We start from the raw sequence: 13,753 nt of genomic DNA on the forward strand, positions 1-13,753 counted from the left end.
TACAATAGTATAGTTATTTGTTTTACTTAGAAATCCCGTCATCTCATTCCAGACGGCGGGGGAATTATACTTTATATTATAAAAATATCACAATATTATGCCATGAACATGCCGCCGTTCACATGCAGCGTTTCTCCGGTGATATACGCGGCACGCTCCGATGCTAAATAAGAAACGGCATAGGCAATTTCTTTAGCATCGCCCAAGCGGCCTAATGGTATTGAGCTTAAAAGTGCCTGCTTATGCTCTTCGGCGAGTTCACGGGTCATGTCGGTATCGATAAACCCGGGAGCAACTGTATTCACGGTAATTCCGCGCGAACCGACTTCCTTGGCTAGCGACTTGGAAAACCCCACGATACCGGCTTTAGCTGCGGCATAATTGGCTTGGCCGGCATTGCCGGTCGCACCAACTACCGAGGAAATATTGATAATTCTACCGGTTTTCGCTTTCATCATGCCGCGCAAAACGGCTTTACTCATACGAAAAACCGATGAAAGATTCGTGGTAATAATATCATCCCATTCATCATCCTTCATACGCATCAGTAAGTTATCCCGGGTAATACCCGCATTATTGACGAGAACATTAGGAGTCCCAAAATCGTCATTAATGGTTTTTATTACCGCATTAATCGAGTCAGGATCGGCGACATTGAGTTTGATGCCCGTTCCCGCATCGCCTAAGTAGCCGGCAATCGCTTCAGCACCCTGATCGCTTGTTGCCGTTCCGATCACAAAAAAATCGTCGGCAGCCAATTGCTCGGCAATTGCGCGACCGATACCCCTGCTCGCACCGGTTACCAATGCTATTTTTTTAACCATTCACTATCTCCAAGGCTTGATTTAATGAGTCAGGATCATAGATGCTTAAATGTTCGGCATTTTTGGCAATTCGTTTATTCAAGCCAATGAGCACTTTACCGGGACCGCATTCAACAAACGCAGTAACACCTTGGTCGGACATAAACTTTATTCCGTCCACCCAACGCACCGGCTTAAATAATTGCTCCCTTAGCGCATTGCGAATGACTTCCGGAGCACTATGGGTGCTGACGTCGACATTGTGGATTAGGGTGATTCGGGGTGAATCGATGCTGGTTTGCTGTAAGAGGTCGCTTAATTGCTCCGCAGCTGACTGCATTAATGCACAATGTGAAGGTACGCTAACCGGAAGCAAAACTGCGCGTTTTGCACCAACTTCCTTAGCCTTTGCCATTGCACGCTCGACCGCTGCTTTGTCACCGGCAATGACAACTTGACCTGGCGCATTAAAATTAGCCGGCGCAACCACTTCGCTCTCGGCCGAATCCTTGCATAGCTTTACGACTTCGTGATCTTCCAGCCCTAAAATTGCCGCCATAGCGCCCTGCCCGGCCGGAACCGCCTCCTGCATCAGGCGGCCTCTTTCGGAGACTAATTTGATCGCATCTTCATAAGCCATCGCACCGGAGCAAACCAATGCAGTATATTCACCCAAACTATGCCCTGCCACCCAACCGGGTTGGACCGGACACTGTTTATTCCATATTTTCCAAACAGCATAGCCGGCAGCCAACATGGCCGGTTGAGTTATTGCCGTTTGATTTAATTTTTCTAAAGGACCGGCTTCAACGATTGACCATAAGTCATAAGACAACACCTCGGAAGCCTGCTCAAAAGTTTGCTTAATTTCCGGATAGGCTTCTGCCATGGCCGATAACATACCTACCGATTGGGAGCCTTGACCCGGAAAGACAAAAGCCAAATTATAAATTTGTTCAGTCATTCATTTATTCTCTAGTATTTGATTAAAGCGGAGCCCCAAGTAAACCCAGCACCGAAAGCCTCCAATAAGAGCACTTGACCGCGCTGAATTCTCCCGTCTCTAATACCTTCATTCAACGCCAGCAACACGGACGCCGATGAAGTATTGCCTTGAGTTTCCAATGTCAATATAACGTTATCCATCGACATTTTAAGCTTCTTAGCGGTTGCAGCAATGATTCTCGTGTTGGCTTGATGGGGGACCAGCCAGTCGATTTCGGAGCGTTCCATGTTGTTTGCCGCCAATGTTTCATCGACTATTTGGCCGAGTGTGTTGACAGCGATCTTGAATACCTCGTTACCGCGCATATTGACATAGCCGAGTTCATCGCGATTAGACTCTGCCGCGACTTGCGGATTAGGTAAATAGAGTAACTCTTCATATCCGCCGTCCGAGTGGATATGGGTCGATAAGATGCCCGGACTATCGGAAACTTGCAATAAAACGGCGCCTGCTCCATCGCCGAAGAGGATGCAGGTACTTCTATCGGTCCAATCCATGATCCGAGAATAGATTTCGGTGCCGACAATCAAAATGGTCTTGGCCGCGCCTGACTTAATATATTGGTCGGCAATACTTAATGCATAGATGGTTCCCGAACAAGCGGCTTGAATATCGAATGCCACACAATTTTTGATATTCAAACGCTCTTGCAATAAACAGCCAGTGCTCGGATAAATGCGATCCGGTGTTCCGGTCGCGACAATAATCATATCTATTTGCTCCGGAGCTATGCCTGCCGCCGCAATAGCTTGACGTGCGGCAATTTCTCCCATGCTTGACGCCGTCTCGTCGGGAGCGGCGATACGGCGACTTTTAATGCCGGTGCGCTCATAAATCCAAGCATCAGAGGTATCGACGACTTTTGAAATATCGTCGTTTGTTCGGATTTGCTTAGGCAAATAACCGCCTGTGCCAATTATTTTAGAGCAATGCGTCATAAACTCTCTCTTTTCGATAAAATGGTTTCGACCTGCTCGCCAATCTTTCTAATGACGCCTTTGGAAACTTCTATTTCCGCTAATTGCACGGCCGTTTTAAACGCCAGAGCATCCGCACCGCCATGGCTTTTGATCACTAGACCATTCAAGCCAAGAAAACTGGCACCATTATACATTCTCGGGTCTATTCTCTGCTTGAAGGATCGAATGACCGGATAGATTAGCAAACCCGACAGTCGCGTAAAAATATTTTTATTGAACGCTTCTTTCAAAACGGTGCCGATCATCTTAGCCGCACCCTCGATGGATTTTAAAGCTACATTGCCGACAAACCCGTCGGCGACAATCAAATCGACCTTGACGTTTCCAGCCGTCAAAGAATCCCCTTCCACATAGCCAATATAATTTAACGATGAGTTTTCGAGCAGTTTCGCGGCAGCTTTAACTTGCTCATTACCTTTGACTTCCTCTTCGCCGATGTTGAGTAAACCGACGGTCGGATTATCGATGTTTTCAACGGCTTTAACCAATTCAGATCCCATTACCGCGAATTGAAAAAGATGCTCTGCCGTGCAATCGACATTGCCGCCTAAATCCAAAACATGAGTGTGACCGAATATCGAAGGTATTGTCGAGATAATAGCCGGTCGATCTATGCCTGGAATCATTTTTAAAACAAAACGTGCGGTTGCCATCAAAGCACCGGTATTACCCGCGCTCACACAAGCATCCGCTTCGCCGCTCTTAACTAGATTAATCGCGACGCGCATCGAAGAATCTTTTTTATTTTTTAATGCTTTAGAAGGAGACTCATCCATGCTTACACATTGCGATGCATGGTGTATCGAAAGTCGGCCGGCAAAATCGACCAAAGCCTGAGACATATGATCTTTTAACACGACTTCGTCGCCTACTAAGATCAGCTTTAAGTTTGGATTGTTCTTTAAGCAATCCAATGACGCCGGAATAGTTACCGCGGGCCCGTGGTCCCCGCCCATCGCATCAATTGAAATTGTTAAACTCACGCCTGCGAATGACCCTAAAAAATAAGATGCTCAACCGAGTCGGACAAATTCCGGTCCGGTTGAGCATCTTGGTATAAAAGAAATCGACTTAACTTAGTCTTCGTCGTTAGTATTCACGATTTGGCGGCCTTTGAAAAAACCATCGGGGCTAACGTGATGACGCAGGTGAGTTTCTCCAGTCAATGGGTCCTGAGACAGGGTTTTACTGGTTAACGCATCATGAGAACGACGTTGTCCACGTCTTGAGCGGGTTACTTTACTTTTTTGTACAGCCATTATTTCACTCCAGTATGCTTTAGTTTGGCTAAAATTGAAAAAGGGTTATTAGAATTCGATTGTTCGGTATTTAAGTCGTCTTGATGATCGTGACTAACCTTGACTTTAAGACAGGCTTCCGAATGCCGCGGAAAATCAGGTAGGGCGAGCAATAGCTCATCTTCAACAATATCTTTGAGAGGGATTTTCCCTTCTCCGACCAGCAAAGGCTCGTAATCTTGCGGTAACCGATCCGCTTCATCCAGTGAACTGACGATTCCGAGCTTAATGTTGTTTTCTATATGCCAATCCATTGCATTTAAACAGTTTTGACACGCCACGGTCAAAGTCGCTGAAATTTTCCCTTCAATGCTTGCCAGTCGTCCTTGTCTGCTAAAAAAAAGATCAACAATAGCAACGCCCGAGTCATCTTTTAGCAAAGGCGCTAAACGACTTAGGCTTTTTAGTTTTATTTGTCCCGAGAGTTCGCTATGCTTATCAGCAAAACTCAGAGGGTCTATAAGTTCGGGTAATCGATCCAACATAACCGGGCAATAATAGCTCTAATAGAGGCCTTCGTCAAACCGCAATCTAACTTTACTAAAATGGAATTCAAACACCTGGTTCTCGCTTCATCTTCCGAATATCGACAATTTTTGTTACGGAAATTGCATTTGGAATTTATTTGTGACTCGCCGGAGCTTGATGAAACACCGCTACCCGATGAGTCTCCAAGGCAAACCGCTCTCCGGCTTAGCCAAGCCAAAGCCAGTGAATTAATCGGAAAATTTCCAGGCAGTTTAATTATCGGTTCCGACCAAGTCCCGGTTCTCAAGGGCTGCCGGCTTAGTAAGCCTGGCAATAGAAAAGCCACCATTGAACAACTATTGGCCGCCTCAGATCAATGCATGACATTTTACACCGGAGTAGCGGTTGCAAACACCTTAACAGGTGAAGTGATTAGCGCCATCGATGAATGCCATGTTTATTTCAAAAAACTAACGAACACCACCATCGAGCGTTATGTCGATTTGGAAAAACCGTTTAATTGCGCGGGAGGATTCAAATCAGAAGGAATGGGTATCGCTTTATTGAACAAAATTGAAGGAGACGATCCTAATGCTCTGATTGGGCTGCCTTTAATTAAATTAATTAGCTTACTGGAAAAGTTCGGCTTCAAGGTGATTTAAATAATTCGTCAAGGCCTTGAAAAGGCTCAATGGAACTGCTTGCCCGGAGCCAATATATCGAATGTGGCATTAGCCTCATCAACCGCCGCCGCCATCACTTGTTTTATTTTAGCTTCATTGAGACGAAGAATAGATAAGGTTGATGACGATAAGGTCGACAAAAACTCATCACGCGTTTTACTTTCATTCAAATTTATCGCCAAATAAAGCAAATGGGCATCCAATTTATGGATCAACGCCCTTTCAGGGTGCATTTGGTAACGTATCGCTTCCGATATCGATTCCGGGAGTTTCCATGATTCTGCCAACTCACCTCCCACATCGGCACGAGTAAAGCCCAAGACTTGCCGCTCTAAATTGGCCAGTTGGCGCTTGTTTTGGAAATTGTTCTTCAGTATTTGCCGAGATTGATCGGGCAACTTGGTATAGATGACTAATGCCCCGATGTCGTGCAGCAAACCGGTCAAAAATAATCGTTCGCAATGCAAAACTGCCGCCTTCTTAGCTAGTAATTTAGCAATGACTGCGCAATGAATACTTTGTATCCAAAAGTCGGTCATGTTAATTAGGTCGTCGGGAATATTGTCGAAAGTATCGACAACTGAAGTCGCTAACGCTAAGCTCTGTAATTCCTCTATTCCGATAATGGTAACGGCTCTAGAAATCGTATCGATTTTTGCTTGAAAACCGTAAAATGAACTATTGACGATTTTCAATAAACGCATACTTAAAGCCGGATCTTTCGTTATGACCCTACCGATATCGATAGCGGTATAGCGAGGATCTCGAACCATTTCCCTGATTTGAAAATAGATATCGGGCAACGAATAGAGCTTGACGGAGTCTTCAATTAAGGATTTTGCAGTCAAACTCTTTGTCACCGTTGAGCCCGCCTTACTTGTGATAAAGCGCTAAAACCTGTTTAACATAATTACGGGTTTCAGGATAAGGAGGAATGGAATTATTATATTTTTTTACCGCGCCTTCGCCAGCATTATAGGCTGCAACGGCCAATGTTAAATTTGAATTGAACATCTTTAGCAAATCCTTCAAATAGCGTGTACCGCCATTGATATTTTGCACCGGATCGGTACGATCTCGAACGCCGTAGCGCTTGGCGGTACCGGGCATCAATTGCATTAACCCTACCGCTCCCGCCGAGGAAATTGCTTGGGCATGGTAAGCGGACTCTGCTTGAATAACGGCATGCAATAACTTTTCATCGACCTGATGTTTCGAGGCCGCTTTCGCAATGATATCGTTATATTTCTGCTTATTACTTTTCATTCGTCCCACAGCCCAATTGTAACTCGAAGGACGGGTGCGGATGATTCGCTTATAAAATCGATGAGAAGGCCGATCGGTATAATAAACTTTTCCGTCGGGCGAAACATACTTATAAATATCGGCCGACAAAACCTCGGAGAACAAAAAAAAGGCTACATAGAAAAAAATCTTTTTTCGCATGACTTGTTCCCAATTTTTATATTTCGAACGATCAGTCCAAAGTATGCGTAACAATTGTCATAAACCTAAGGATTTCGTGATAAATAACATCCTGGAACTATGAGCTTTGTTGAGGGCTCGGTAACTCGCTTGACAGGACGCCTTGAATACCTCCATGTAGGCTTGACGGCTGCTTTTCCTGCCGCCGACACCTGCCAATCGAGCTACCGAACTCTCCATAAAATAGGGAAGTTATTTTCGACCAAATCCTAAGCACCATTTCACACAATCAGTATAGTTCAACTCATAAACACTTTATGTTTTATCGGCACTGCTTTTTGAATCAGCCAAATATTTGTCGATATCTTCCTTGGAAAACCCGATCTTCTTGGCTACCCGGTCGGCATGGCTGACTCTGGATATACCCTCTATCAACGTATAAGTGGGTGCACCGCCGGCAAATTCGACTTGTTTCGGCAAGCCGATGCCCTTCGCGACAAAATTATCGACTAATTGATGGTTATGTGTGATTAAAATAGTGCTATTGCCTTTTCGGTAAAAACCGTCAAGCACATTTGAAGACGACTCGAGCTTTTCTTCGAAGGTCGTGCCTTCGGATAGCTCATCGAGCACAACGAGGCTTTTAGCCGTCGTAGCCAAAAAGATATCCCGGGTTCTTTTTAGCTCGGTACCGAATCGCCCTTCTCCATCATCCAAATGACTTATTTCAGGTACTTGATAGAAAATCTTATCGGCAACGGTTAGAGTCGCTGATTTGACCGGTACATAGCAGCCGATTTGCCCTAATAGTTGAATTTGCGTGACCGTTTTACAAAATGCTGTTTTACCACCGCTGTTGGGGCCCGTAACTAAAACCAGCTTATCATCATCCAATTGAAAATCGTTACCGACATACTCCGGATTCTGGTAAGCAAGAACAGGATTGCGCGCATTAACCAGATTGATACGATGATGATCAGCCTCAATAAAATGCGGCAGAGCAAGATCCCCACCAAAGCTTTCTCGGAACCTTATAAAAGCAAGCAATTCATCTAATTGGCCAAGCGCATCTAAGGTTTCGCCAACCGCTTGCGAAATTTTAAACTCATTGCGTAACGGAATAATACAACTGTCCCGATCAAAACCGCCAACTATAGGAAAATAAATTAATAGTAGCGGCACAAAGAAAATCGATGCCACCGGTATCGATTCCTTCGAAATACTAAACAAGTTGGTAGGAAAGAAGTTCGCAAGCGCCCAAAGCACCCCAAAAAAAAGAGCAATTAATAAGGGTTTAAAGAGATTAGGCTTAAAAATAATCGCTGGAATCCACGATCCTTTTCGTTCTGGTTTGCTCTGTATGCCTTGTTCGCTGATAAATACCGGGCCTTTCATCAACGAATAAGCTCGGCTATCGGTAAAGTTTTTAATCTGCCCCAACACCTCATTCAGATAGGTGCTTTGCGTTTCAGGCACGGTCTTGACTTGACCAACTAGGTCCAACATGAACCGGGTGCCACGTTTGTATTGAAGATAGCCGAAACCTTCGATTTCATTTTCTTCACGCGCTGTTCCGAAAGAGCCCAAAAACTCTCCGTATAACAACAAATAAAGATTCTTTTCATTACTCGAGGCTTGTTCAACAATGCCTTGAAGCTGTTGCCTCAATTCGGCGTCATCAGCAATGGCTTCGGTCGCTTGTTGCTTCGCTTTGATGGCTTCGATCGAGTCGAGCGGTTTGGCGAGCGAGCGATACAAAACCGATTGTCCGGCGATAGTTTGAGCGTGATTTAAAGTATCGAAGATTTCATCGACTTCAATCGCGTTGAAAGCGCCTGCGTCGATTACGCCCTGTTCGCCCTCGGCAAATCGGCTTGATCGTATATCCGGCCAATTTTCAGGCCAAGTTTGTAATATTGTCGACTTCATGGTTTCTTCTTTCTATCGATAATTCCAAACACAAAAATGGCCGCAGTCACAATTCCGACCATCATGATGGTTTCTCTTGACGCTCCGAACAGATAAGCGATTCCACCGCCGATACCCATGCCGAGCCCGCTAAACGCTAAACTGCGCATCAGCCTACAAACCGCGCAATTTCTATCGTAGTCTTTCATCGCAAAACCTTACGAGGATTCAATGCCTACCTTTATTGGCAAACATTAACGATTGATCAAATTCAAAAACTCCGAGCGGGTACTAATTTCTTCCCTAAAAATTCCCGTCATCACTGACGTCGTCATCACCGAATTTTGTTTTTCGACACCGCGCATCATCATGCATAGATGTTTTGCTTCTATGACCACCGCAACACCTCTGGCATTGATGGATTTCTCGATAGCATCGGCAATCTGTTTAGTCAATTTTTCCTGGATCTGTAAGCGTCTAGCATACATATCGATAATTCGCGCAACCTTCGAAAGACCCAGCACCTTACCTTGAGGTAGATAACCGACATGGCATTTGCCAATGAAGGGTAATAGGTGATGTTCGCATAACGAATAAAGCTCGATATCCTTAACGATGACCATGTCTTCAGTATCGGCCTCAAATATAGCGTTATTTAACACATCGTCCAAAGATTTTTCATAACCGTTATTCAAAAACCTGAATGCATCCGATGCCCGCTTAGGCGTATCGACCAAACCTTCCCGGGTTACATCTTCGCCGACTGCTTCGATAATTTTGGAAAAATACTCTTCCATCGTTCGTTCTCGATAATTAAAAAAGCAGGCCAGTATACCTTATCGGGATATTAAATCTAATGCCTTGAGTAGCGTATTTTGATCGGCCCCCAGTTTCGTCCCGTTTTCGCTAATATGCCTCCGCCAAGACCTGGCGCCGGGAACTCCGTGAAAAAGTCCAAGCAGGTGTCGTGCTATCGAATACAATCGCACACCTTGTTTTAATTGTTCACCAATATAAGGAAGTAAAACTTCTACTATTTCTTCACGACTCTTAATTGCATGAAAGTCCCGGTAAAACAGTTCATCGACGCCGGCTAATAAATAAGGATTCTGATAAACCTCTCTTCCGACCATGACGCCATCGACCTCATCATTAATGATAAGCGCTTGATCCAATGAATGGACGCCGCCATTCAAAATAATTTCCAATTCTGGAAAATCCCTTTTAATTCGATATACCACATCGTAGCGTAGCGGCGGAATTTCCCGATTTTCCTTTGGAGACAGTCCGCTCAACCAGGCTTTTCTGGCATGAATGATAAACACCCGGCACCCGGCTTCGGAGACCAGAGTAATAAAACGATGTAACGCTTCGTAGGAATCTTGGTCGTCGATACCGATCCGACATTTGACGGTCACCGGAATCGACACGGCCCGATTCATTGCCGATAAGCATTCGGCAACTAATTCCGGAGTCTCCATCAAACATGCGCCAAATCGTCCATTTTGTACACGGTCGCTAGGACAGCCGACATTCAGGTTAACTTCGTGATAGCCGTAATCTTCGACCATTTTAGCGCATGCCGCCAGATCCTGTGGGTTACTGCCGCCCAATTGACATGCCAATGGATTTTCGTCTGGGTGGTATTGTAAAAACCGATCCCTGTCGCCATGCAATAAGGCACCGGTCGTAATCATTTCGGAATATAAATAAGCGTGTTTTGACATCAACCGATAAAAATACCGGCAATGCCGGTCCGTCCAATCGAGCATCGGGGCAACGCAGAACCTTCTTGGCGTTATGATTTCCGGCGATGCTAAATCGGACATTGATGTGATGACAGAGGCGTCTTTCGAGGTTTGAAAGTTACTGTGAAAGCCCCCGACCTGAAGAGGGGGGCGGTTGCTCGACTGACAGATGTCGGCGGAAGAGACTGCCGCCGTCAAGCTTACAGGGACGGATTCACTGCGTCCTGTCGGGCGAGAGACCTCCCTTTCAATTGCATGGGTAATTTCAAGATCTTTATAAACGTTAGATTGAGTCATGATTGCATTTAGCAACTGTGCTGGGCTGGTTGTACCGTATTTTGTTGCAAGTGCTCATTTTTCAATTGAATATAATGCTGATACGAATATTCCAAAAATTCTTTTTCGCGATCCGTCAATGGACGAACCTGCTTGGCGGGACTGCCGATATAAAGAAATCCGCTTTCGAGCTTTTTGCCAGGCGGCACCAACGCACCGGCACCGAGCATGACGTAATTTTCTAAAACCGCCCCATCCAAAATGATTGCCCCGATGCCGATTAAACAATAATCGCCGATGGTACAAGCATGAACCACCGCATTATGACCTATCGTAACGCCTCTACCGATCGTTAAAGGATGACCTTGAGGCGAAAACGGGCCGGCATGTGAAACATGCAAGACCGACCCGTCTTGGACATTAGTACCATCGCCGATACGTATCGACTCTACATCGCCTCGAATAACGGTTGAAGGCCAAACCGACACGTCGTCGCCCAATTCAACATCGCCAATGACGACAGCGCTTTCGTCAATCAAAACCGAGCGGCCTAAAATAGGTTGCTTTTCGTTAAACTTTCTAATCGACACATAACCTCCGGATGTTTACTATAATTTGGTTGAATTGACTTTAAAGTGGCGTGTTATCGTCGTCAATCGGCTTAGAAATTTTTACTGTGAAAGTACGATGCCGGCTCCGAGCAGGGTGCGGTTGCTCGATCGACAGGCGTCGGCGGCAGGGAAAGCCGCCGCCGAGCCTACACGGACGTATTCACGGCGTCCTGTCGGGCGAGTGACCGCACCCTCCAAAGCTCGCACTTTCATTTGCCGGGGCGATGGCCAGGCCTTCATGAACGTTATTATATCTTTCCTAATAGGATTCGAGATATTCGAATGTTTAAATTGATGCTAAACAGACTGAAATATTGAGGTACCCGCTGTGATTTTTAACGGTATAAAACGGCAGCTTCGCTCCGTCATCCAATGGAATAACCCGCATCCGGAAGCGCTGCTCGAACAATGGACAGACAACGGCGATGAAATCAAAAATGCTTCCAAGTTAATAGTCGGCCCCGGACAAGGCTGCATTTTTGTTTACGAAGGTAAAGTCAAAGCGGTCATTCAAGAACCTTGCCTAGTCGAACTCAACACCGCGAATATTCCGTTTTGGACGACGATTAAAAAATTCATGCAGTTTTTTGTCAGCGAACATAAAGCCGCGATCTATTTTTTCAGAAAAACTAAAGTTCTCGATCAAAAATGGGGAACCACATCACCCATCAAATATGAAGATCCGAAATATCATTTTCCGGTAGGACTGAAAGCCTACGGCAACTTCAGTTATCGAATTTTCGATGCCGAGGATTTTTTCAATAACGTCGTCGGCAATCATAACAATTTTTACATCAACGAGTTTCGCGAGGTTATGGCCGCGCGAATCATGCATCCTTTAGCCGATTATCTTGCCGAAAGCTGTTTTAGTTACGCCGACATCGATGCGAATCGCGAAGAAATCGCGTACGGCATGCACATCAAATTATCGACCGCCTTTCAAAAACTCGGCTTTGAAATCACCGATTTTCGCATCGAAGGCACCGATTTCGACGACGATACGCAAACACGCATCAAACGGATTGCCGACTTAACGGCCGAAACGCATGCCGCGCAAATCGCAGGTATCGATTATACGCAACTGCAACAACTAGAAGCGATGCGCGATGCAGCCAGAAACGAAAGCGGCGCGGCAGGACTCGGCATGGCCATGGGGGCGGGCCTAGGCTTCGGGCAGTCCATGGCGCAAACCGCTACACCGGTTCAAACCAGCCAACCGCAAGGTACTTCGGAAGCGGTACAAAAGTTAGCGCAATTAAAACAGATGCATGATTCCGGCTTGATTTCCGAGCAAGAATACGCCGATAAAAGAAAAGAAATTCTCGATCGTTTTTAAGTCCTATGAAACGCTGTCATAGCTGCTCTGCGCCGCTGCTCGCCAACACCAACCTGTGCCGCTATTGCGGTACGCGAAATGACGTCGACTTGCATGGAAAGCATCATTTTGTCACCATTGATCATGAATCGGAACGAAAATGTCCGCACTGCGCCGAGTCTTTACACACGGTTGGCTTAGACCTCGATGATGGCCTCGGCGAATTCATGATAGAACGCTGCGAACACTGTTTCGGCTTGTTTTTCGACCCCGGTGAGATTGAACGATTATTGAAAAGTTCGGTTTCTAATGTTTTCAGTATCAATCAACAATTGCTTCATAATATCAGTGTCGAGCGTTATCAAGCACACAGCAAAAAAGTTAAATACATCAGATGTCCTGTATGCGATGCCTTCATGCGTCGCATTAATTACGGTCATCGAAGCGGCGTTGTCATTGACCGATGTAATGCACACGGAATATGGCTCGATAATGGGGAAATTACGCACTTGATGGAATGGAAAAAAGCGGGCGGATTACTACTACATGAACAAAAAATTCGCCATAAAAACCAAAGAAAGCAATATGTTAAATCTCCTTCAATACCTAGACCTACTTCCGAAAACGCAATGAGCGAACCCGTTTTGCTGGACACGCTATCTTCGTTAATTGCCAAACTTTTTAATTGATCGCATACCCATCGAAGATCAAAATTCGGCACCGGAGTGCCCGTCAAAGGATGCCGTTCAGCCAGCACTTAAATACCATGGGTTTTGGCCGTAAATAACTTCCCTATTTTAGGGGGGCTCGGTTGCTCGATTGACAGGTGTTGGTGGCAGGGCAGATTTTTGCTCCTGCAAAATCTGCATTCATGCCGTCCTTGGCAATCAGCCGCCGCCGTCAAGCCTACACGGACGTATTCACGGCGTCCTGCCAAGCGAGTGACCGAACCCTCAACAAGGATCATAGTTCCAGGACGTTATTTATTACGAAATCCATAGTTCATTGGCCATGGTTAATTGTCTTGAATATTTAGGTGCTGGGTGAACGGCGGTCCTCGATAAACACACCCCATAACTTTTATTTTTACACGGTTTTTCAATCAAAGAGTGTAGCTACTCATTAGATTTGAACGAAAAAACGTCTAATAATTTAAAAGGCGCTGGGTTGATTCACTCCTTCCATACCAATCAGGTTGACGCTAAACCTTCATGGATTTACTACGGTCCTGG

At 45.5% G+C, this 13,753-nt stretch carries 17 protein-coding genes; 3 read left to right on the top strand and 14 right to left on the bottom strand.

Annotation, left to right across the window (positions count from 1 at the left end; all coding sequences use genetic code 11):
- Positions 1-95 precede the first annotated feature (95 nt).
- The 6 genes from fabG to ACINK7_RS10780 form a co-directional block, all read right to left on the bottom strand.
- Positions 96-824 (bottom strand): 3-oxoacyl-ACP reductase FabG, encoded by a 729-nt coding sequence (fabG, locus tag ACINK7_RS10755; protein ID WP_404361344.1) that lies wholly within the window; start codon positions 822-824, stop codon positions 96-98.
- Entirely contained in the window at positions 817-1,767 is a 951-nt protein-coding gene (gene fabD / locus ACINK7_RS10760) for an ACP S-malonyltransferase (protein ID WP_404361345.1), read from the bottom strand. The genes fabG and fabD overlap by 8 nt, the downstream gene beginning before the upstream one ends.
- Positions 1,768-1,778: 11 nt before the next feature.
- Entirely contained in the window at positions 1,779-2,747 is a 969-nt protein-coding gene (locus tag ACINK7_RS10765; RefSeq protein ID WP_404361346.1) for a beta-ketoacyl-ACP synthase III, read from the bottom strand.
- Positions 2,744-3,772: a phosphate acyltransferase PlsX gene (gene plsX / locus ACINK7_RS10770; protein ID WP_404361347.1), complete on the bottom strand. Its 1,029-nt coding sequence runs from the start codon at positions 3,770-3,772 to the stop codon at positions 2,744-2,746. The genes ACINK7_RS10765 and plsX overlap by 4 nt, the downstream gene beginning before the upstream one ends.
- A 93-nt stretch (positions 3,773-3,865) precedes the next feature.
- Positions 3,866-4,048, bottom strand: a complete 183-nt coding sequence (gene rpmF, locus ACINK7_RS10775) for a 50S ribosomal protein L32 (protein ID WP_083877628.1) — start codon at positions 4,046-4,048, stop codon at positions 3,866-3,868.
- On the bottom strand, positions 4,048-4,572 hold the full coding sequence (locus ACINK7_RS10780) for a YceD family protein (RefSeq protein WP_404361348.1): 525 nt from the start codon (positions 4,570-4,572) through the stop codon (positions 4,048-4,050). Before ACINK7_RS10780 ends, rpmF begins: the two co-directional genes overlap by 1 nt.
- Positions 4,573-4,632: 60 nt before the next feature.
- On the opposite strand from ACINK7_RS10780, the gene ACINK7_RS10785 reads away from it, so the two are divergent.
- Positions 4,633-5,217 carry a Maf family protein gene (locus ACINK7_RS10785; RefSeq protein ID WP_404361349.1) on the top strand — a complete coding sequence of 195 codons (585 nt, stop codon included), beginning with the start codon at positions 4,633-4,635 and terminating at the stop codon, positions 5,215-5,217.
- A 26-nt stretch (positions 5,218-5,243) separates the two neighbouring features.
- Here the strand turns inward: ACINK7_RS10785 and ACINK7_RS10790 are convergent, their stop codons facing one another.
- From ACINK7_RS10790 to ACINK7_RS10825, 8 genes are all read right to left on the bottom strand, one after another.
- Positions 5,244-6,098 (bottom strand): HDOD domain-containing protein, encoded by an 855-nt coding sequence (locus tag ACINK7_RS10790; protein WP_404361350.1) that lies wholly within the window; start codon positions 6,096-6,098, stop codon positions 5,244-5,246.
- A 13-nt stretch (positions 6,099-6,111) separates the two neighbouring features.
- Complete coding sequence (locus ACINK7_RS10795; RefSeq protein ID WP_404361351.1) at positions 6,112-6,684, bottom strand: transglycosylase SLT domain-containing protein; 573 nt, start codon at positions 6,682-6,684, stop codon at positions 6,112-6,114.
- A 294-nt stretch (positions 6,685-6,978) separates the two neighbouring features.
- Positions 6,979-8,592 carry a DNA mismatch repair protein MutS gene (locus ACINK7_RS10800; protein WP_404361352.1) on the bottom strand — a complete coding sequence of 538 codons (1,614 nt, stop codon included), beginning with the start codon at positions 8,590-8,592 and terminating at the stop codon, positions 6,979-6,981.
- Positions 8,589-8,780 (bottom strand): hypothetical protein, encoded by a 192-nt coding sequence (locus tag ACINK7_RS10805; RefSeq protein WP_404361353.1) that lies wholly within the window; start codon positions 8,778-8,780, stop codon positions 8,589-8,591. Before ACINK7_RS10805 ends, ACINK7_RS10800 begins: the two co-directional genes overlap by 4 nt.
- A gap of 45 nt (positions 8,781-8,825) precedes the next feature.
- Positions 8,826-9,368 (bottom strand): GTP cyclohydrolase I FolE, encoded by a 543-nt coding sequence (gene folE / locus ACINK7_RS10810; RefSeq protein WP_404361354.1) that lies wholly within the window; start codon positions 9,366-9,368, stop codon positions 8,826-8,828.
- 39 nt (positions 9,369-9,407) lie between these two features.
- Entirely contained in the window at positions 9,408-10,616 is a 1,209-nt protein-coding gene (gene dusA / locus ACINK7_RS10815) for a tRNA dihydrouridine(20/20a) synthase DusA (RefSeq protein WP_404361355.1), read from the bottom strand.
- A gap of 8 nt (positions 10,617-10,624) precedes the next feature.
- Entirely contained in the window at positions 10,625-11,185 is a 561-nt protein-coding gene (locus ACINK7_RS10820) for a gamma carbonic anhydrase family protein (RefSeq protein ID WP_404361356.1), read from the bottom strand.
- A gap of 81 nt (positions 11,186-11,266) precedes the next feature.
- On the bottom strand, positions 11,267-11,446 hold the full coding sequence (locus tag ACINK7_RS10825) for a hypothetical protein (RefSeq protein WP_404361357.1): 180 nt from the start codon (positions 11,444-11,446) through the stop codon (positions 11,267-11,269).
- A gap of 88 nt (positions 11,447-11,534) precedes the next feature.
- Between ACINK7_RS10825 and ACINK7_RS10830 the strand changes: the two genes are divergently transcribed.
- Both ACINK7_RS10830 and ACINK7_RS10835 read left to right on the top strand, forming a co-directional pair.
- Entirely contained in the window at positions 11,535-12,542 is a 1,008-nt protein-coding gene (locus ACINK7_RS10830; protein ID WP_404361358.1) for an SPFH domain-containing protein, read from the top strand.
- A 5-nt stretch (positions 12,543-12,547) separates the two neighbouring features.
- The gene (locus ACINK7_RS10835; RefSeq protein ID WP_404361359.1) at positions 12,548-13,210 is read left to right on the top strand and encodes a zf-TFIIB domain-containing protein; all 663 of its coding nucleotides are present in this window, start codon (positions 12,548-12,550) and stop codon (positions 13,208-13,210) included.
- Positions 13,211-13,753 lie beyond the last annotated feature (543 nt).

This window comes from Methylotuvimicrobium sp. KM1, from assembly GCF_044788715.1.
Lineage (GTDB): Bacteria > Pseudomonadota > Gammaproteobacteria > Methylococcales > Methylomonadaceae > Methylotuvimicrobium.